This window comes from Pseudoclavibacter chungangensis (assembly GCF_013410545.1).
GTDB lineage: Bacteria > Actinomycetota > Actinomycetes > Actinomycetales > Microbacteriaceae > Pseudoclavibacter > Pseudoclavibacter chungangensis.
Genome location: NZ_JACCFV010000001.1, coordinates 3,059,610 through 3,078,564, shown reverse-complemented (window position 1 = coordinate 3,078,564; position 18,955 = coordinate 3,059,610). Strand labels below are relative to the sequence as shown.

Genomic DNA, 18,955 nt, shown 5'->3' with positions numbered 1-18,955 from the left:
GACATCCGCTCGTGTTCGCCGGGCCCCCGGACTCGGTCATCGCCCGGCCGTTCGCGCTACCCTCACGAGAGCCCCGAACGCTCGACGAGGAGGCGGACATGGCACAGCGACCACCGGTCAAGGACATCGACGAGGACGCCCTCAAGGTTTCGAAGCCCGAGCGCCACGCAGCGGGCATGAAGGCCGTCATGGTCGCGCTCGACCGCGGCATCGCCCAGGGCGGCGTCGCCCGCACCGCCTCGTCGCTCCTGCGCATCAACCAGCGCGGCGGCTTCGACTGCCCCGGCTGCGCATGGCCCGAGCCCGAGGGACACCGCAAGACGGCCGAGTTCTGCGAGAACGGCGCGAAGGCGGTCGCGGAGGAGAACACGCTCCGCACGGTGGGGCCGGAATTCTGGGCGGCGCACTCGATCAACGACCTCGCCGACAAGACCGAGTACTGGCTCGGCAACCAGGGCCGCATCACGCAGCCCGTCGTGATCCGCCCCGGCGACACCCACTACTCGCCGATCACGTGGCAGGAGGCGTTCGACCTCATCGGCGAGCGCATCCGCGCGACGACGCCCGATCGCTGCGTGTTCTACACCTCCGGCCGCACGGCGAACGAGACCGCGTACATGTACCAGCTGTTCGCGCGCGCGATCGGCACGAACAACCTGCCCGACTGCTCCAACATGTGCCACGAGTCGAGCGGCACCGCGCTCAACCCGACGATCGGGATCGGCAAGGGCACCGTCTCGCTCGAGGACATCACGACCGCGAAGCTCATCCTCACGGTCGGCCAGAACCCCGGCACGAACCACCCGCGCATGCTCTCCGCGCTCGCCGACTGCCGCAAGAACGGCGGCAGGGTCATCGCCGTCAACCCGCTGCCCGAGGCCGGCCTGCTCGGCTTCAAGGACCCCCAGACCGTCGAGGGCGTCGTCGGCGACGGGACGCAGATCGCGGACGAGTTCGCGCAGATCAAGGTGGGTGGCGACCTCGCGCTCTTCCAGGCCCTCGGGCACCTGCTGCTCGCCGAGGAGGCCCGCAACCCCGGCTCGGTCGTCGACCGTGCGTTCGTGGACGAGAACACCGAGGGCTTCGAGGCGTGGGCCGAGGCGCGCGCCGAGCTCGACTGGGACGTCACCGAACGCGCCACGGGTCTCGCTCGCGTGCAGATCGAACGCATCAGCCGGTACCTCATCGAATCGGACGCGACGATCTTCTGCTGGGCACTCGGCATCACGCAGCAGCCGCACTCGGTCGACACGATCAAGGAGATCATCAACCTGCTGCTCGTGCAGGGGAACTTCGGGAAGCCCGGTGCAGGCGCGTGCCCCGTGCGCGGCCACTCGAACGTCCAGGGCGACCGCACGATGGGCATCTGGGAGAAGCCGAAGGAGCCGCTGCTCGCGGCGCTCGACGCCGAGTTCGGCATCGTCTCGCCGCGCGAATGGGGCGTCGATTCGACCGAGACGGTCGAACGCTTCGAGCACGACGAGGTCGACGTGTTCGTCTCGATGGGCGGCAACTTCGCGCTCGCGTGCTCCGACACCGACGCGCTCGAGGCCGGCATGTCGCGCGCCGGACTCACGGTGCACGTGTCGACGAAACCGAATCGCTCGCACGTCGTGCACGGGCGGACCTCGCTCATCCTCCCCACCCTCGGGCGCACCGACATCGACGACAAGCACGCCGCGGGGGCGCAGTTCCTGTCGGTCGAGGACTCCATGTCGGTCGTCCACTCGACGCAGGGGCGCCTCCGCCCCGTCTCGGAGCACCTCCTCGCCGAGCCCGTCATCATCGCGCGCATGGCGCAGGCGACGCTCGGCGACGACCACCCGATCGACTGGCACGCGATGGCCGAGGACTACGACGTCGTCCGCGACCACATCTCGCGCACCCTGCCGGGCTTCGAGGACTTCAACCGCCGCGTGCGGCAGCGCAACGGCTTCGTGCTGCCGAACCCGCCGCGCGACACGCGGTCGTTCAAGACCGAGATCGGGAAGGGTGTGTTCACGGTCAGCCCGCTCGAGTACCTCGATGCGCCCGAGGGGCACCTCATCCTGCAGACGATGCGCAGCCACGACCAGTACAACACCACCTTCTACGGGCTCGACGACCGCTACCGCGGCATCAAGGACGCGCGACGCGTGATCCTCGTGCACCCCGCCGACCTCGCCGCCCTCGGGTTCCAGGACCGCGACCTCGCCGACGTCATCTCGAGTTTCGACGGCACCGAACGGCGCGCCGACCGCTTCCGGCTCGTGTCGTACCCGACGGCGCGTGGCTGCGCGGCCGCGTACTTCCCCGAGGCGAACGCGCTCGTGCACCGCGGGCTCGTCGCCCGGGAGTCGAACACCCCCGGTTACAAGGCCATGACCGTGCGCTTCGTCCCCCACCAGGCCTACGGGGGAAACGACGACGAGGTGCGCGGCGCGAAGGTCCGTGAGGACACGGTTCGAGAGGACGGAGTGACGGCATGACCCAGAGCCCGCTGAACGACGACCACGAGGACGACGACGCCCACTGGAGCGTCTCGGATTCCATCCGCGTCGCGGCATCACCCGACGTCGTGTACGACCTCGTGAGCGATGTCACGCGAACGGGCGAGTGGTCGCCCGAGTGCCGCGCCGCGGAGTGGGTCGCCGAATCGCTGCCCGGTGGCCGCGTCGGCGACCGGTTCCTCGGCCACAACGACGACGGCAACCGGCAGTGGACGACGACGAGCGAGGTCGTCGTCGCCGATCGGCCGACGCGCTTCGAGTGGGTCCCGCTCGTTGACGTCCTTCCCGGCGGGGGCGGCGTGCACTGGGCGTATCGCATCGAGCACGCCGAGGGCGGCTCGCTGCTCACCGAGGAGTGGGTGTTCCCCCGCGACGCGCGCGAGCGCTACGACGCGAGGTACGAGGACGGCGACGGCCCCGAACGGCGCGAGCTGCGGCGACGGAACGCGGTCGCCGGCATCCCCGCGACGCTGCGCCGCATCAAGGTCATCGCCGAGGGGGATCTGCCGCCCGCGTGAGCGGTCCTGCCGAGCCGTGATCGCGCTCGCCGCGATCGAGCGGGCGGTCCGCGTGAGCGGTCTGCTGCACCAGGATCGTGGCCGTGCCCACCGTGAGCGGATCTTCCGCCGACCCGCCCGCGAGGGCGGGCGTCGGGGCGGTCGCGCGGATGCGGCTCGGGAGCGTCGCCGCGGATCGTCGCTGCGGCGAAGCGGGGCCGCTCGGCCGTGCGGTGACGGGCCGCGACGCGATACCGTGGGGGCGTGGCACGACCGGCCGGGTTCGTGCCGGTGACGGCGAGGTGGTCGTGTGCGCGAGCATGGCGTGACGGGCGCGGCGGCAGCCGCGCACCTGGGCACGGAGCGGTGATCGAGTTCATGCAGCCCGCGGATCAGTGGCCCGAGCGGCGTCCCCCGCCGGGAGACGCGAGTGAGGCCGATCTGCTGCGCGCGTTCCTCGAGTCGAAGCGCGAGACGTTCGACCTGCAGATCCGCTACTGCGACCCGCGCCACCTCGGGCAGCGCTTCCCGCGCGTCTCGCTGTCGCTCTCGGCGCTCGCGGTGCGCTTCACGCAGCTCGAGCACCGGCTGTTCTGCGAGATGTGGGCGGGGCTCGATCCCGATCCGCGCCTGCCGCCCGAGCCGCTCGGGCCGCACGACAAGGAGTGGTACGACACGTTCATCGCGGGACGCGATCCGCTCGTGTTCATCGAGCGGTGGCGTGAGGCGGTCGACAACAGCCGCGCGCTCGTCGGCGCGATGGACGATTGCGGCACGCGCGCGAGCGAGGACATGGCGCCCGTCTCGCTGCGGTGGCTCATGCTCACCGCGATCGACGACTACTCGTCGTTCCTCGGGTTCACGACGCTCTCGGCGAAGCCGATCCCGGCGACGGGCCGGTACGAGTTCGTCCCACCGGGTGTGGAGGACCAGCAGGAGAGCGGCCAGCGCCCCCACCCCCAGCTCGACCTCGATCTGGGCTTCTGACGCCCGAAGCAACGACCGCGTTCCGGGTGGTTTTCGGGGTTCCGGGTGCCCCGGAACCCCGAAAACCACCCGGAATCCGGTCGGCGTCGGTGGCGACGGCGGGGGAGCGGGTCAGGCGGGGTCTTCCGCGAGGGCTCGCAGCTCCTCGCGGCGGCGCGCTTGCAGCACCGGGTCGGGGACGGGGAGCGAGGCGACGAGGCGCTGCGTGTACGGGTGCTCCGGGGCGGTGAGCACCTGGTTCACCTCGCCCTGCTCGACGAGTTCGCCGTGATAGAGCACGGCGACGCGGTGCGCGAGCTTGTGGACGACCGCGAGGTCGTGCGAGATGAACACGGCCGAGAAGCCATGCCGTGCCTGCAGTTCGGCGAACAGCTCGAGCACGCGCGCCTGCACGCTCACGTCGAGCGCCGAGGTCGGCTCGTCGGCGATGAGCAGTGTCGGATCGAGCGCGAGCGCCCGCGCGAGCGACGCGCGCTGACGCTGCCCGCCCGAGAGCTCGTGCGGGTACCGATCGCCGAGCACGTGGGGGAGCTGCACCGACTCGAGCAGCTCGTCGACGCGCTCGCGCGCCGCACGTGCATCGCGCGCCCGCCCGTGCACCACGAGCGGCTCCGCCACGCACTCCGCGATCGTGAGCAGCGGATTGAAGCTCGTCGCCGGGTCCTGGAACACGAAGCCGATGTCGGGCCGGATCGCGTGCAGCGCCCGCTCACGCACCCCGTTCATCTCGGTGCCGAGCACGTTCACCGAGCCGCCGGTCACCTTCGTGAGCCCCACGAGGGAACGCCCGATCGTCGTCTTGCCCGAGCCCGACTCGCCCACGAGTCCGAGCACCTCGCCCGGCGCGATCTCGAAGTCGACGCCCTTCACGGCACGGAACGCACCGCGGCCGAGCGTCCCCGGATACGTGATCTCGAGACCACGCGCGACGACGACCGGCTCCGTCCGCCCCTCGGGCGCGACGAGCTCGCGCGGCGTCACATCGGCCGCGATGCTCGGCACGGCCGCGAGCAGCTTCTGCGTGTACGGATCCTTCGGATGCTCGAACAGCTCGCGCACGGGCGCGTGCTCCACGATCCGGCCGCGATACATGACCGCGACGCGATCGGCGAGATCCGCGACCACACCCATGTTGTGCGTGATGATGACGATCGCCGTCCCGAACTCGTCGCGGATGCCGCGCAGCAGGTCGAGGATCTCGGCCTGCACCGTCACGTCGAGCGCCGTCGTCGGCTCGTCGGCCACGAGCACGCGCGACCCGAGCGCGAGCGCCATCGCGATCACGATGCGCTGCTTCTGGCCGCCCGAGAACTGGTGCGGGTACGCGTTCACCCGCTGCTCGGCGTCGGGGATCCCCACCCGATCGAGGATCGCGACGGCCTCGCGCTTCGCCTCGGCACGCGACAGATCGCGGTGGGCGCGCAGTCCCTCCGCGATCTGCCAACCGACCGTGAACACCGGATTCAGGGCCGTCGAGGGCTCCTGGAACACCATCGCGACCTCCGGGCCGCGCAGCTCGCGCAACCGCTCACCGTGCGCGCGGGTCACGTCGATCTCACCGTCGGCGGTCTCGAGGAACGCACCGCCCCGGACGGTCGCCGTCTCGGCGACGAGGCCGAGCAGGGCACGCGCCGTGACGGTCTTGCCCGAGCCCGACTCGCCCACGATCGCGAGCGTCTCGCCGCGCCTGATCACGAGCGTCACGTCGTCGACGCCGGTGACCTCGCCGCCGTCCGTCGCGAACGTGATGCGCAGGTCGCGGACTTCGGCCGCGACCTCACCCGCACGCTCGTGCGGGCGAGACTCGTTCGTCGTCGCGCGGCTCATGCTGCGCCTCCTTCGGGCCGGGGTCGTTCGTCGTCGGGTGCGGCGTCGTTCGGAGTACCGTCACCGTCGGCGAGCGAGCCGGTCGATGTCGTGGCGTCCCCCTCGCCGGGCACCGAGGCCGTTGCCGGGTCGGGGTCGGAGGCGTCCGCCGCCTCCTCGGCATCCGACTCGACGCTCTCCTCCATCTCGGCGAGCGTCAGATCGGCGCTCCCGGGCTCGGCAGCGGCGGCCTCGACCGTTGCGACCTTCGCGGCGACGGGACGTCGGCGCGTGCGCAGACGCGGATCGGCGAGGTCGTTGAGGCTCTCCCCGAGCAACGTCAGTCCGAGCACGACGAGCACGATCGCGAGCCCCGGGAACACGGCCGTCCACCACACGCCGCTCGACACGTCGGCGATCGAGCGGTTCAGGTCGTAGCCCCACTCGGCTGCGCTCGTCGGCTCGATCCCGAAGCCGATGAAGCCGAGGCCCGCGAGCGTCAGGATCGCCTCGGACGCGTTGAGGGTGAGGATGAGCGGCAGCGTGCGCGTCGCGTTGCGCAGCACGTGCCGGAACAGGATCCGGTGCGTCGGCGTCCCGATCACGCGCGCCGCCTCGACGAACGCCTCCTGGCGAACCCGCACGACCTCGGCACGAATCACACGGAAGTACTGCGGGATGAACACGACCGTGATCGAGAACGCGGCCGCCAGCACACCGCCCACGAGATCCGAACGACCACCCGAGATGACGATCGACATGACGATCGCGAGCAGCAGCGACGGGAACGCGTAGATCGCGTCGGCCACGACGACGAGCACACGATCGAGCCAGCCACCGAAGTAGCCCGACACGAGCCCGAGCAGCACGCCGATCACCATCGAGAGCGCGACCGCGACGACGATGACGAACAGGGCGGTCTGGGAACCCCAGATGACGCGACTGAGCACGTCGTAGCCGCCCACGGTGGTTCCGAGCAGGTGCTCCGGGCTCGGCGCGGCCTGCGCCGGGAACGCGACGTCACCGTCTCGCAATTGCGCGAAACTGTACGGCGCGAGGACGGGCGCGAGCAGTGCCGTGAGCACGAAGACGAGCGTGATGACGAGCCCCGTGACGAGCATGCCGCGCTGGATGCCGACGCTCTGCCCGAGTTCGCGCACGACGGGCAGCCGACGGAACCACGGCTCGCGGCGGACGGCCGCGGCGGCGGCGGGTGCGGTTTCGATCGTGGTCATGTCAGAACCTCACTCGGGGGTCGACGAGGGCGGCGACGACGTCGACGACGAAGTTCGTGACGGCGACGATCACGGCGAGCAGCGCGACGATTCCCTGCACCGCGACGAAGTCCCGGGCCTTGATGAACTCGACGAGCATGAACCCGAGGCCGCGCCACTCGAACGTCGTCTCCGTCAGCACGGCGCCGCCGAGGAGGAGCGCGATCTGCAGGCCGATGACCGTGATGATCGGGACGAGCGCGGGACGCCACGCATGCGTGTTCACGAGGCGCCGCTCCCGCACGCCGCGTGAGCGGGCGGCCGTCACGTAGTCCTGCTGGAGGGTGCCGATCATGTTCGTCCGCACGAGGCGCAGGAACACGCCGGCCGTGAGCAGTCCGAGCGCGACGGCCGGCAGCACGGCGTGCAGCAGGACGTCGACGACGACGTCGCCGCGGCCGGTCTGGATCGCGTCGATGAGGAAGATGCCCGTACCCGTGTCGAGCCGCTTGAGCTGCAGCTCGGACGAGGTCGTGAGGCGCCCCGCGATGGGGAGCCACTGCAGCCAGACGCCGAAGACGAGCTTGAGCATGAGGCCCGCGAAGAACACGGGCGTCGCGTAGAAGAGGATCGCGCTGATGCGCAGCGCGGCGTCCTGCCAAAGGTCGCGACGGTACGCGGCGATGCGGCCGAGCGGGATGCCGACCGCGAACGCGACGACGAGCGCGTAGATCGCGAGTTCGAGGGTCGCGGGGCCGTACTGGAAGAGGACATCGAGGACGGGCTGACGCGTCGAGATCGTCGTCCCGAAGTCACCCCGCAGCAGATTGCCGAGGTACTCGACGTACTGCACGAGGATCGGGCGGTCGTAGCCCGCCTCGGTGATGCGCTGCGCGAGCTGGTCGGGTGGGAGTCGGTCACCGAGCGCCGCCGTGATCGGGTCGCCCGTCAGGCGCATCAGCACGAACACGAGCGATACGAGGATGAAGACCGTGGGGATGATGAGGAGCGCGCGGACGAGGAGGTAGCGCCACAGGCCGCCCCCCGATCGCTGCGTCGGTGCGGCGTCCGGTTTCGCCTCGAGCGACGGCTCGGCGGTCGTGGTCAACTCGGTTCCTCTCGATCGTGGAACAGGATGTGTGTCGGCGGTGCTGGTCGTGCGGTCGGGCCCCCGACGGGCCCGGGACGGAGGTGGTCCGTCCCGGGCCCGTCGACGCCCTCGCGATCAGCCGCGGCCGAGCGAGCCGTAGCGGAAGATGAACGACGCGTCGAGCGTGACGCCCGTGATGTCGGTCTTCGAGACGGCGATCTGCGAGCCCTGCAGGATCGGCAGCGTGGACAGGTCGTTCGCCTCGAGGTCCTGGATCTGGCCGAGCATCTCGAGCCGCTTCGCCTCGTCCTGCTCCGAGGACTGGGCCTCGATGAGGGACGCGACCTCGGGGTTGTCGTAGTGGTTGCCGAGGAAGTTGTCCTTGACGAAGAACGGCGTCAGGTAGTTGTCCGCGTCCGAGTAGTCCGGGAACCAGCCGAGCTGGTAGATCGGGTACACGTCGCTGACGCGATCGTCCGAGTACTGCGTCCACTCGGTCGTCTGCAGGTTGACGGTGAACAGGCCCGACGACTCGAGCTGGTCCTTCACCTGCGCGTACTCGTCGGCCGAGCTCGGCCCGTAGTGGTCGTTCGAGTACTGGATGTTGAGCGTGATGGGCTCCGTGATGCCGGCTGCCGCGAGTCGTGCCTTGGCGGCGTCGACGCTCGCGCCGCCCTCCTTGTCGCCGTAGAGGCCCTTGAGGGGCTCGGTCGCGCCGGGCAGGCCGGACGGGACGTGCGAGTACACGGGCTCGTAGGTGCCGGCGTAGACGCTGTCGGCGATCGCCTCACGGTCGATGAGGTCGGCCATGGCCTGGCGCACGGCGAGTGCCTTCGCGGGGTCGGCCTCGGGCGTCTTCGCGCCGAAGGGCATCGTGTCGAAGTTGAAGACGAGGTAACGCAGTTCGCCACCGGGGCCGTCGTGGACCGTGACGTTCTCGTTCGTGCGAAGGTCTGCGATGTCGGTCGACGACAGGCTCCGGTAGGCGACGTCGATGTTGCCCTGCTGGATGTCGAGCTTCAGGTTCGTCGTGTCGGTGTAGTACGACACGAGGACGGTGGGGGTGACGGCCGGACCGAGCGAGCCCTTGTAGCCGTCGAACGCCGAGTACTCGATGAGCGAGTTGAGTTCGAAGGTGTCGATCTTGTACTGGCCCGCGAACGCCTGGCCGGCGACGATGTCGGCATCGGGCGTGACGGCGTCGGGCGAGAAGACCTCTTCGTCGACGATCGGGCCCGCGGGGCTCGTGAGGATCTGCTCGAAGATGACGTTGTTGTCCGACTTCAGGTGGAACTCGACGGTCAGGTCGTCCGGCGTCTCGACGCTCTCGAGGTCGCCGAGGAGCGAGGCGGGGCCGTTCGGGTCGTTGATCTTCAGCTGGCGGTCGAACGAGAACTTCACGTCCGAGCTCGTCAGGGCGTGGCCGTTCGCGAACGTCAGATCGGGCTTGAGCTTGACGGTGAAGACGTTCGGCGACGTGAACTCGCCCGACTCCGCGGCGTTCGGCTCGACGGCGTTGCCGCCAGGGGGAACGCTGAACAGGCTCAGGTAGACCTGGCTCATGACGGCGTACGAGCCGTTGTCGTACGAACCGGCCGGGTCGATGCTCGTGACCTTGTCGGACGTGCCGATCGTGATCGTGTCACCGCTTCCGCCGCCATCGCCGCTGCCGCCACCCGCGCAGCCGGTGAGGACGAGTGCCGAGGTGGCGAGACCCGCGGCGATCGCGGCGCCGCGTCGGCGGGTGAAACTGTGGGGTCGCAACATTGCATGTCTCCTTCGAGAAGGGTGGATCGCGTCGCGGACGTTCGACACGTCGGCGGTTGCACGTCGGCGTGGGACGCGAGGACCCGAGTATATGAAGGGTCCGGCGACGGATGTCACCGAATCGTCGATTCCGATGCCAAAACGATGTAGGTCATCGGATGTTTGAGATGAATCGTACGTTTCAGGCGTGTCGCGCGCCAGAACGAAACCGTTCGGGCTCGACGCACACCGGGTGTGCGATGGCCGCGTTCCGGGCGAAAACCGGGGTTCCGGGCGCCCCGGAACCCCGAAAACCACCCGGAATCGTGGCGACGGGCGCACTCGCGTAGCGTGGGGGGTATGCCGTTCCCGCCGCTCGTGCCGCCCGGCGCGGAACTCGGGGACGCCGAGGTCCGTCGCACCGCGCGGCAATCGGCCGTGCTCGGCATCGGGGAGCTCGGGCAGCGACGGATCGCGGCGGCACGCGTGCTCGTCGTCGGTGCGGGCGGGCTCGGTGCGCCCGTCGTGCAGTACCTCGCGGGTGCCGGCATCGGCCGCATCGACATCGTCGACGACGACGTCGTCGAGGACCACAACCTCGCGCGACAACTCCTCTTCACGATCGACGACTTCGGGCGGCCCAAGGCCACCGCGCTCGCTCGCGCCGGCGCGCGCCTCGACCCGGCGGGCGCCGTCGTCGGGATCGACCGACGCGTGTCACCGGAGTCGGTCGACGAGCTGTTCGCGGCGGCGTCCCCGCACATCGTGATCGACACGACCGACGACTGGTGCACGCGCTTCACGATCGCCGACGCGTGCGCCGCGCGTGGCCTGCCGCTCGTCGCGGGCAGCGTCGTCGGCACCGACGGCTGGGCGACGGTGTTCTGGCCGACCGTCGACGGCGGCACGGGTATCGACGACTTCCTCGACCGCGAGCAGGCCGCCGCTTCGACCGTGTCGTGCGCCGAGACGGGCATCCTCGGCCCGCTGTGCGGGCAGCTCGGATCGATGCTCGCGGCGCAGACGATCTCGCTCGTGACCGGGCTCGGTGAGCCGCTCGTCGGTCGGGTCGCGATCGTCGACGTCCGCACCGCCCGCGTTCGCGAGATGCCGCTGCGGCCGCGGGGGAGCGCGGCAGATCCTGCCGTCACCGTGACGCGGACGGCCACTGCCCGAGCCGGTTCCGACGGTGTCGACCCCGCGTCGCGCGCGGGCCTCGCGGCCGGTGCCGTGCCCACCACGCCGTCGCGGCAGGGGGAGCGCGGGTCGACGTCGGGCGTGCCCACGGCGGATCCGGCCGCGCCGGTTGCCGCTGCCGGTCCCGAGACGGCTGCCGACCGCTCGACCGCCCGCGGAACGGGCCGTGGGGGTTCGGCCGGACAGGGGGCGAAGACCGCCCGGGGGCCCGGCCGTGAGGAGCCGGTCGATCCCGCGCCTGGCGCCGCGCAACCGATGCCGCTCGCGGTGCGCCGCGTCGACGAGACCGCGCTGCCGGGCGCGTTCGTCGTCGATCTCCGGGAGGACCCCGTGCCGGAGCTCGCGATCCCCTCGCAGCCGATTCCGTTGCACACCCTCACGGCGGCCGTCGAGGACGGGCGCATCGGTGAGCTCGTACCGCGCACGGAGCGCGTCGTCATCGTGTGCGAGCGCGGGCCGCGCGCCCGGTTCGCGGCGCGCACGCTGCTCACCGTCGGCTATCGGGACGTGGCCGTGTTCGACGGCGGCGCCACCGCGCTCCTCCCGGCAGCGGCCACGGCCGCCACCGCCGGGGGACGCACCGCTCCCGGCGGACGAGCCGCCCGCGTGACGGACCACGAATCGCCGGCCGCCGTCGAACCGTCCCCGGACGGAGAAGGAGGACACCGTGGCTGATCTCGTTCCCCTCGAGACGCATCTCGCCGAGGTCCTCGCCGCCGCGACGCCGCTGCCCGCGCGGTCGGTGTCGCTCGACGCGGCACGCGGGAGCGTCCTCGCGCGCGACGTGCGCACCGCGTGGTCGCTGCCGCCCGACGACAACTCGGCGATGGACGGCTACGCCGTGCGTCGCGATGACGTGTCGGGCGCGCCCGTGCGGCTGCGCGTCGTCGCCGACGTCCCCGCGGGCTCGGCCCTCGATCCGCCCATCGGCCCGGGCGAGTGCGCGCGCATCATGACGGGTGCGCCGGTGCCGAGCGACGCCGACGCGATCGTCCCGCTCGAGGCGACCGACCTCGGCACGGGGCGCACGGAGCGACTCGACGAGCACGTGACGATCCTCACGCCACCGAACCCGGGCGCGCACATCCGTCGCCGAGGTGAGGACGCCGCCGCGGGGGACCTCGTGCTCGCGGCGGGACGCGTGCTCGGCCCGCGCGAGCTCTCGGCGTGCGCCTCCGCGGGCGTCGCGCGGGTGGAGGTCGTCGCGCCGCCGCGCGTCGCGATCGTCTCGACGGGCGCCGAACTCGTGTCCGTCGAGGAGGCAGCCGTGGGCGGTGCGAGCGCGCACGGAGTCGGCCGGGGGCGCATCGTCGACTCGAACGGGATCCTGCTCGCCGGACTCGTGGCCGAGGCCGGGGCGGAGGTCGTGGTGCGGACGCGCGTCGCGGACGACCGCGACGCGTTCACCGCGCTCGTGCGCGAGCTCGGCGTCCTCGACGCGGACCCCGAGCGCTCACGCACGAGCGGTGAGCCCGAGCGACCCGGCCGATCCTCGGACGAGGTCACGACGAACGCGCCGAACCGCCCCGTCGACGTCGTCGTCGTGACGGGAGGTGCGAGCGTCGGCGCCTTCGACGTCGCGCGGCTCGTCCTCGAACCCGCGGGTATCGGCTTCCGTGGCGTCGCGATGCAGCCCGGCAAACCGCAGGGATTCGGTGTCGCGCCGTCCGGCGTGCTCGTGTTCAGCCTGCCCGGGAACCCCGTGAGCGTGTTCGCGTCGTTCGAGGCGTTCGTCCGACCGGCGCTCCGACGCCTGCGGGGCGAGCGCTGGCCCGTGCGACGCACGAGTGAGCACGTCGCCGTGTCCGGCTGGCGCTGCCCGCCGGGGCGCGCCCAGCTCATGCCCGTCCGATTCGTGCCCGGCGGCGTCGAGCCCGCGACCGACCGGGGCTCCGGCTCCCACCTCGTCGCACGCCTCGCCGCCGCCGAAGCGCTCGCCCACGTGCCCGCCGACACCGACGAGGTGCGGGTGGGCGACCTCGTCACCTGCTGGGAGCTGACATGACCACGCCCTTCACCCACCTCGACGACGCCGGCCTCGTCCGCATGGTCGACGTCACGGAGAAACAGCCGACGGTGCGCAGCGCGACCGCGCGCGGCTTCGTGACGTGCCCGGCGCACGTCGTCGCGGCCCTTCGCGACGACACCGTGCCGAAGGGCGACGTCCTCGCCCTCGCGCGCATCGCGGGCATCCAGGGCGTGAAGCGGTGCGCCGAGCTGCTGCCGCTCGCCCACGTCATCGGCGTGCACGGCGCGGTCGTCGACGTCGCGATCGAGGAGCGCGGCGTCGCGATCGAGGCGACCGTCCGCACGGCCGACCGCACGGGCGTCGAGATGGAGGCGCTCACGGCTGTCACCGTCGCGGCACTCGCGATCATCGACATGGTCAAGGGGCTCGACAAGGACGTCGCGATCGAGCGCGTCGAACTCGTCGCCAAGACGGGCGGGCGCAGCGGCGAATGGCGGCGTGAGGGGTGACGGGGCCGACGACGACCGCACCGGATCGCCCGACGCTCGCGATCGTCCTCACGGGCGGCCGCGGCTCGCGGCTCGGCGGGGTCGAGAAGGCGCTCGTGCAGCACGCCGGGACGACGCTCCTCGAATCGACGCTGCGTGCGCTCGCGCGCGGCGGCGCCCTCCGCGTCGTCCTCGTCGGGCCGCACGAGCCGCCCGAGGCGCCCGCCGACGAGCACGCCATCGCGTGGCGCGCGGTCGTCGAGGAGCCGCGCTTCGGCGGCCCCGCGCTCGCCCTCGCGGCGGGCGTCACCGCACTCGCCGAGTGGCAGCGCGCGGACGGTGGCGCGTCGCCGGACGACCGCGACACGTGGGTCACGGTGCTCGCGTGCGACCTCTCGGCGCCCGAGCGCGCGCTCGACGTGCTCGACGCGCGCGGTGCCGGCATCGACGACGACGGCGTGGTGCTCGAGGACGCCGACGGCCGTGCCCAGTGGTTGACGGCCCGCTACCGTCTCCCGGCACTGCGCGAGGCGCTCGAGGAGGTCGAACCCGACACATCGGTGCGCCGGGCCCTCGGCGGCCTGGATCTCGCGCTCGTGCCAGCGGGCGACGCCGTCGCCGACATCGACACGCCCGAGGACCTCTCCCGCGTGGGCGCGTCCGTGCCGGTCACAGTCGTATCGGGCAGGATGGCGGCGACGAACGACGACGTCGTGAAGGAGGCCACCGTGTCCGTCCCACCGAACCTCGAGCGCTGGGTCGCCGAGCTCGCTCCGCGCCTGGGCCTCGAACCGGACGATGTGCCCGTCCCGCTGCTCCTCGATCTCGCGCGGGACGTCGCGCACGGGGCGGTGCGCCCCGGTGCGCCCGTGAGCGCGTTCATGCTCGGCCTCGCGATCGGCACGGGGCGCGTGACCGATCTCGAGGCGGCCGCGGAATCGATCACCGAACTCGCCGACGGCTGGGCCGAGGCCGACCGGCGGACGCACGAGGTCCGCTCGGCCGACCCCGAGGACGCGACGGGCGAATGATCCTGGTGCGCCTGTTCGCGGCCGCGGCGGAAGCGGCCGGCACGGAGGAGGAGCGCGTCGACGCGATCGACACGGACGCCGTCGACGCGGCGTTGCGCGCCCGCTTCGGGACGGAGTTCGCCCGCGTGCTCGACCGGTCGACGTTCCTCGTCGACGGGGTGCGCGTCGAGCGGGGCGACAACGTCGCGCTCGCGCCGCACGCGACCGTCGACGTGCTGCCGCCGTTCGCGGGCGGATAGCGGGACACGCGCCGACCGTTCGGTGGTGGACGCTCGCCGGGTATCAGCCGCCGATCGCGCTCATCGGCCGGTCGGGCTGCAGGAAACCCGGCTCGTTGATGCCGTGCCCCGGCAGCTTCGCCTCGATGCACGCGCGCACGCGTGCGGCGACGGTGTCGTCGTCGGCGCCCGCGCGCAGGAGCGACGTGACGTCGGACTCCTCGCGCGAGAACAGGCAGTTGCGCAACTGTCCGTCGGCCGTGAGGCGCACCCGGTCGCACGCGCCGCAGAACGGGGCCGTGACCGAGGCGATGACGCCGACGGTCGTGGGGCCGCCGTCCACCTCGAACAGCTCCGCGGGTGCCGCGCCGCGCTCGCCGACGGGCGTCAATGAGAACTCGGCGCCGAGCGCATCGAGCAGCTCCTCGCGCGTGACCATCTCGGCGCGCGTCCACGTGTGGCCCGCGTCGAGCGGCATCTGCTCGATGAAGCGCAGCTCCGCGCCGACCGAGACCGCGTAGCGGAGCAGATCGGCGCACTCGTCGTCGTTCACGCCGCGCATCGCGACCGTGTTGATCTTGAGCGGTCGAAGCCCGCTCCGCGACGCGATGTCGATCGCCTCGAGCACGTCGTCGAGCCGGTCGCGTCGCGTGAGCTCGGCGAAGCGATCGCGCCGCAGCGTGTCGAGACTGATGTTGAGGCGCTCGAGCCCGGCGTCGACGAGCTCGTCCATGAGCTTCGGGAGCCGCAGCCCGTTCGTCGTGACCGAGACGCGCAGCGGACCGTCGACCCCGCGGATCGCGGTGATGCGCCGCACGACGTCGACGACGTCGGGGCGCAGGAGCGGCTCGCCGCCCGTGAGGCGCACCTCGACGATGCCGAGCGAGGCCGCGATGCGGGCCATGCGTTCGAGCTCCGGGGTCGTGAGGATCGAGTCGCGCTCCAGCCACGGCACGCCCTCGGCGGGCATGCAGTAGGTGCAGCGCAGCGAGCAGCGGTCGGTGAGCGAGATGCGCAGGTCGCGGTGCACGCGGCCGTAGCGATCCACGAGCGGACCCCGGTCGGGCACGCCCGCCGCCTCGGACGCCGCCGCCGCGCGCGCGGTCGCGACGGGATCCGGTGCGAGCGGTTCGGGGGTGGGGCGCCGGAGGGCGGGCATGCCGAGCGTCGTGCGCCCGTCGCGCCGGTCGGTCGCGCACCCGCTCACAGTCCCACCCAATTGCTCGTGCCGTCGACCGCGAACTGCTTCTTCCAGACGGGCAGCTCCGCCTTGACGCGCTCGACGAGCGCGCGGCACGCGTCGAACGCCTCGGCACGGTGCGCCGACGAGCACGTCGCGACGATCGCGACGTCACCGACCGCGAGGTCGCCGATGCGATGACTGACCGCGATGCGCAGGCCGTCGGCGTCGACGCCCTCGGCGATGCGGCGCAGGGCGGCATCCGCGTCGGGGTGCGCCGAGTACGAAAGCCGCTGCACCTCGCCCGCGGCGCCCGGATCGTGATCCCGGACGGTGCCCACGAACGCGGCCGTCGCACCCGCCGCCGGATCCGCGACGGCGGCGTAGTGCGCGCCGACGTCGAGCGGCTCGGCGCCGATGGCGGTGAGGACGACGGTCATGCGTGGTCCGCCCCGTCGAGCTGGTCGACCGTGTGGCGCGCGAGCGGTTCGAGCACGGCGATGCCGTCACGGACACCGCCGATCGACCCCGGCAGGTTGACGACGAAGGTCGAGGGGGAGCCGAGCACGATCCCGGCGACCCCGCGCGTGAGCGCGGCGGCGGGCGCCTGCGCACCGCGTCGGCGGACCGCCTCGAGCACACCGGGGAGCTCCAGATCGACGAGCGGTGCCGTCGCCTCGGGAGTGCGGTCCCGCGGCCCCACACCCGTTCCACCGGTCGTGACGACGAGCCGGGCGCCCTGGGCGTGCGCGCCGCGGATGATCTCGCTGATCGTCTCGACGTCGTCCGGGACGACGACGGCCGACTCGACGCGGAAACCCCACGACGCGATCGCCTCGACGAGGACGGGACCGGTCCGGTCGATCCGCTCGCCGATCGATGCGCGATCCGAGACGGTGACGACGACGGCCCAGGGACGTCCGTCGCGCGTCGCTGCTCGATCGGTGCTCGGGGTGGCGGTCATCGCTCCACTGTATGCGCTGCGGGAGAGAGCGTGCTCCGAGGGCCGACGAGCGGTGCGCGGGTGCGCTCAGCCGTGGATCGGATCGCCCGGGTCGGCGAGGTCGCCCGGGGCGATGAGTCGCGCGAGTTCGCGCAACCGTGCGCCGCGCGCACGGTAGAGCCCCCACGTGCCGCTCTGCTCCCGGACGAGGAGCCCGGCGTCCACGAGTGTGCGCAGATGGTGCGACACGGTCGACTGCGACAGGCCGAGCCGGTCGACGAGCTCGGTCACGCTCGACGGACGAGGGGAGTGCGAGGCGATGAGCGAGAGGATGCGGAGGCGTGCCGGATCGGCGATCACCTGCAGATCGTGGGCGAGCGCCATGGCGACGTCGGGGTCGACGGCCACCTCGCACGCATCGCCCGGCCACGCGTAGTCCCGCACGATCGGCGTCGGCACGCTCACCCTCCGGACCGCTGCGTACCCGCACCGCCGACGGACTCGACGTCGTCGCACTGCGAATCGGACGAACTCGTGCGGAGCTTGTTGCACAGGGTTTCGAGGGTCACGAGTTCCTCCTCGGTCAGCACGCCACCGACCCGTTCGCGGATGTTTCCCATGTGGATCTTCGCGACCCGGCCGAACTCGGCACGCCCCGCCGAGGAGAGCGCGACGACCGTCCCGCGCGCGTCGAGCTCGTCGCCCGTCTTCTCGATGAGACCGCGCTCCACGAGCCGGTCGACGAGTCGCGAGACGGACGACTGCGTGAGCAGGACGTTCCGGTTCAGATCGCGCAGCCTGCTGCGGTGCGAGGGCTCGCGGGCGATGTTGAACAGGACGTCGTACTCGTTGAGCGAGAGATCGGCGTCGGCGAACGCACTCCGAAGGTCCCGCATGATCGAGACCTGTGCACGGAACAGCGCCTCCCAGGCGTCGACGGCGGAATCGGGGCTGGACATGCGCGTACTCTATGGTTGCCGACCCGGAGAATGATGAAGAATCACGTTCCGGGTCGTGTATCGGCCGGTCGCGGCCTCACGCCGTCCGGGCGGTGCGTGGCCCGTGCCGAACCGGTCAGAACCGGTCGGGCGACTGTGCCATCGGGTACACGACCTCGACGTCGGCGTGCCGGTCGAAGCGGTATCCCGTGCCGCGGACCGTGCGGACGATGTCGCCGTACGTGCCGAGCTTTGCGCGAAGGCGGCGCACGTGCACGTCGATGGTCCGCTCGTTCGGGCGCTCCTCCTCCGAGTCCCGCCAGAGGATGTCGATGATCTCGAGACGGTCGACCGTGCGGCCCTCACGCAGCACGAGCGCCTGCAGCAGCTCGAACTCCTTGTAGGTGAGGCCGGCGTTGTCACCCGAGACGACGACGCGGCGCCGCGTCGTGTCGATGACGACGCCCTGCTCGACCGAGGTCTCCTCGTCGTCGTCCTGCTGCTCGGCGAGCGCCTGCGGCTCGTGGAGCGCGAGACGGACGACGTCGACGTCGCGGCCGCCGGCGCCCTTCGGGGCGAGCGCGACGGCGGCGTAGGTCTCGGCGTGCGGGGCGACCTCGCCGGTGACGCGCTTGAGCGCTTCGACGAGCTCGGTGAGGGACGTGCCGTCGAGGGCGGCCTTCACCTCGTCGAGGCCGACGTAGAGGACGAAGCCGCGTGCCTCGGGCGCGGACGGCACGGGCTGGACGTGCGGCGCGGAACGCTCGGGAGCGGCTGCTGCGGGGCCGGCCTGCGGGGCGGGGCGGCGCGAGGCGGCCGGAGCGGGGGCGGTGGTGGGAACGGAGGTTCGGAGAGCGGAGGCGGTCGACATGGCGGGATCGCTTTCGTGATGATGATGCTTGTGGCTCCGCCGATCGGGGCGGAACGGATGCCGTGAGGCGTGGTGTCGCGTCTGGGCGACGGGGCGGTGGCGCGGACGTCGCTCACCGAGGTGTCGTCGGGCGGGCTTCGCTCGGGGCGAGGAACGGAACCGGTGTCGGGTCCGTGCTCAGCGACACATTCGACAGCACGCCGCGTGACCGGGCATCATCATGCCGGTCGTTCCCGTCGCCGAACCGGCGGTGAGGGATCGCGTGAACGTCGTCATGTCGGTCATTATGTT

Annotated in this window: 17 protein-coding genes and 1 pseudogene; 8 read left to right on the top strand and 10 right to left on the bottom strand. The window is 71.8% G+C overall.

What is annotated here, in order from left to right; all coding sequences use genetic code 11:
* Positions 1–98: 98 nt before the first annotated feature.
* The 3 genes from HNR16_RS13640 to HNR16_RS13630 all read left to right on the top strand — a co-directional run bounded on the left by HNR16_RS13640 (position 99) and on the right by HNR16_RS13630 (position 3,973).
* Entirely contained in the window at positions 99–2,468 is a 2,370-nt protein-coding gene (locus HNR16_RS13640) for an FdhF/YdeP family oxidoreductase (RefSeq protein WP_158041027.1), read from the top strand.
* A complete protein-coding gene (locus HNR16_RS13635) occupies positions 2,465–3,007 on the top strand; it encodes an SRPBCC family protein (protein WP_158041028.1) in 543 nt (180 codons plus the stop codon). The genes HNR16_RS13640 and HNR16_RS13635 overlap by 4 nt, the downstream gene beginning before the upstream one ends.
* A 345-nt stretch (positions 3,008–3,352) precedes the next feature.
* A complete protein-coding gene (locus HNR16_RS13630; protein WP_158041029.1) occupies positions 3,353–3,973 on the top strand; it encodes a mycothiol transferase in 621 nt (206 codons plus the stop codon).
* A gap of 111 nt (positions 3,974–4,084) precedes the next feature.
* Here the strand turns inward: HNR16_RS13630 and HNR16_RS13625 are convergent, their stop codons facing one another.
* The 4 genes and pseudogenes from HNR16_RS13625 to HNR16_RS13610 all read right to left on the bottom strand — a co-directional run bounded on the left by HNR16_RS13625 (position 4,085) and on the right by HNR16_RS13610 (position 9,850).
* Positions 4,085–5,800: a dipeptide ABC transporter ATP-binding protein gene (locus HNR16_RS13625; RefSeq protein ID WP_158041030.1), complete on the bottom strand. Its 1,716-nt coding sequence runs from the start codon at positions 5,798–5,800 to the stop codon at positions 4,085–4,087.
* A 215-nt stretch (positions 5,801–6,015) separates the two neighbouring features.
* Positions 6,016–7,014, bottom strand: a pseudogene (locus tag HNR16_RS13620) (ABC transporter permease); the annotation flags it as partial.
* Between the two features lies 1 nt (position 7,015).
* Positions 7,016–8,101, bottom strand: a complete 1,086-nt coding sequence (locus tag HNR16_RS13615) for an ABC transporter permease (protein ID WP_158041032.1) — start codon at positions 8,099–8,101, stop codon at positions 7,016–7,018.
* A 117-nt stretch (positions 8,102–8,218) separates the two neighbouring features.
* Positions 8,219–9,850: an ABC transporter substrate-binding protein gene (locus HNR16_RS13610; RefSeq protein ID WP_158041033.1), complete on the bottom strand. Its 1,632-nt coding sequence runs from the start codon at positions 9,848–9,850 to the stop codon at positions 8,219–8,221.
* Positions 9,851–10,189: 339 nt separating this feature from the next.
* On the opposite strand from HNR16_RS13610, the gene HNR16_RS13605 reads away from it, so the two are divergent.
* From HNR16_RS13605 to HNR16_RS13585, 5 genes are read left to right on the top strand one after another with little or no spacing between them, the layout of a single operon-like run.
* Complete coding sequence (locus HNR16_RS13605; protein WP_158041034.1) at positions 10,190–11,701, top strand: HesA/MoeB/ThiF family protein; 1,512 nt, start codon at positions 10,190–10,192, stop codon at positions 11,699–11,701.
* Complete coding sequence (locus HNR16_RS13600; protein WP_158041035.1) at positions 11,694–13,031, top strand: molybdopterin molybdotransferase MoeA; 1,338 nt, start codon at positions 11,694–11,696, stop codon at positions 13,029–13,031. Before HNR16_RS13605 ends, HNR16_RS13600 begins: the two co-directional genes overlap by 8 nt.
* Positions 13,028–13,504 carry a cyclic pyranopterin monophosphate synthase MoaC gene (gene moaC / locus HNR16_RS13595; protein WP_158041036.1) on the top strand — a complete coding sequence of 159 codons (477 nt, stop codon included), beginning with the start codon at positions 13,028–13,030 and terminating at the stop codon, positions 13,502–13,504. The genes HNR16_RS13600 and moaC overlap by 4 nt, the downstream gene beginning before the upstream one ends.
* Entirely contained in the window at positions 13,501–14,514 is a 1,014-nt protein-coding gene (locus HNR16_RS18890; protein WP_158041037.1) for a DUF6457 domain-containing protein, read from the top strand. Before moaC ends, HNR16_RS18890 begins: the two co-directional genes overlap by 4 nt.
* Entirely contained in the window at positions 14,511–14,753 is a 243-nt protein-coding gene (locus tag HNR16_RS13585; RefSeq protein WP_158041038.1) for a MoaD/ThiS family protein, read from the top strand. The genes HNR16_RS18890 and HNR16_RS13585 overlap by 4 nt, the downstream gene beginning before the upstream one ends.
* A gap of 43 nt (positions 14,754–14,796) precedes the next feature.
* Here HNR16_RS13585 and moaA read toward each other — a convergent pair whose 3' ends face one another.
* The 6 genes from moaA to HNR16_RS13555 form a co-directional block, all read right to left on the bottom strand.
* Positions 14,797–15,891, bottom strand: a complete 1,095-nt coding sequence (gene moaA, locus HNR16_RS13580; protein WP_158041039.1) for a GTP 3',8-cyclase MoaA — start codon at positions 15,889–15,891, stop codon at positions 14,797–14,799.
* A 44-nt stretch (positions 15,892–15,935) separates the two neighbouring features.
* On the bottom strand, positions 15,936–16,352 hold the full coding sequence (locus HNR16_RS13575) for a molybdenum cofactor biosynthesis protein MoaE (RefSeq protein WP_158041040.1): 417 nt from the start codon (positions 16,350–16,352) through the stop codon (positions 15,936–15,938).
* Positions 16,349–16,876, bottom strand: a complete 528-nt coding sequence (locus HNR16_RS13570; RefSeq protein ID WP_158041041.1) for a MogA/MoaB family molybdenum cofactor biosynthesis protein — start codon at positions 16,874–16,876, stop codon at positions 16,349–16,351. Before HNR16_RS13570 ends, HNR16_RS13575 begins: the two co-directional genes overlap by 4 nt.
* A 66-nt stretch (positions 16,877–16,942) precedes the next feature.
* Entirely contained in the window at positions 16,943–17,314 is a 372-nt protein-coding gene (locus HNR16_RS13565; RefSeq protein ID WP_218868449.1) for an ArsR/SmtB family transcription factor, read from the bottom strand.
* A 2-nt stretch (positions 17,315–17,316) separates the two neighbouring features.
* Positions 17,317–17,814: a MarR family winged helix-turn-helix transcriptional regulator gene (locus HNR16_RS13560; protein WP_158041042.1), complete on the bottom strand. Its 498-nt coding sequence runs from the start codon at positions 17,812–17,814 to the stop codon at positions 17,317–17,319.
* Positions 17,815–17,929: 115 nt separating this feature from the next.
* Complete coding sequence (locus tag HNR16_RS13555; protein ID WP_158041043.1) at positions 17,930–18,664, bottom strand: winged helix-turn-helix domain-containing protein; 735 nt, start codon at positions 18,662–18,664, stop codon at positions 17,930–17,932.
* Positions 18,665–18,955: the final 291 nt, after the last annotated feature.

Coding starts and splice junctions, on each gene's coding strand:
- moaC (WP_158041036.1), top strand. CDS start 13,028: ATGACCACGCCCTTCACCCACCTCGACGACGCCGGCCTCGTCCGCATG.
- moaA (WP_158041039.1), bottom strand. CDS start 15,891: ATGCCCGCCCTCCGGCGCCCCACCCCCGAACCGCTCGCACCGGATCCC.
- HNR16_RS13610 (WP_158041033.1), bottom strand. CDS start 9,850: ATGTTGCGACCCCACAGTTTCACCCGCCGACGCGGCGCCGCGATCGCC.
- HNR16_RS13625 (WP_158041030.1), bottom strand. CDS start 5,800: ATGAGCCGCGCGACGACGAACGAGTCTCGCCCGCACGAGCGTGCGGGT.
- HNR16_RS13640 (WP_158041027.1), top strand. CDS start 99: ATGGCACAGCGACCACCGGTCAAGGACATCGACGAGGACGCCCTCAAG.
- HNR16_RS13585 (WP_158041038.1), top strand. CDS start 14,511: ATGATCCTGGTGCGCCTGTTCGCGGCCGCGGCGGAAGCGGCCGGCACG.
- HNR16_RS13575 (WP_158041040.1), bottom strand. CDS start 16,352: ATGACCGTCGTCCTCACCGCCATCGGCGCCGAGCCGCTCGACGTCGGC.
- HNR16_RS13555 (WP_158041043.1), bottom strand. CDS start 18,664: ATGTCGACCGCCTCCGCTCTCCGAACCTCCGTTCCCACCACCGCCCCC.
- HNR16_RS13635 (WP_158041028.1), top strand. CDS start 2,465: ATGACCCAGAGCCCGCTGAACGACGACCACGAGGACGACGACGCCCAC.
- HNR16_RS13560 (WP_158041042.1), bottom strand. CDS start 17,814: ATGTCCAGCCCCGATTCCGCCGTCGACGCCTGGGAGGCGCTGTTCCGT.
- HNR16_RS13605 (WP_158041034.1), top strand. CDS start 10,190: ATGCCGTTCCCGCCGCTCGTGCCGCCCGGCGCGGAACTCGGGGACGCC.
- HNR16_RS13570 (WP_158041041.1), bottom strand. CDS start 16,876: ATGACCGCCACCCCGAGCACCGATCGAGCAGCGACGCGCGACGGACGT.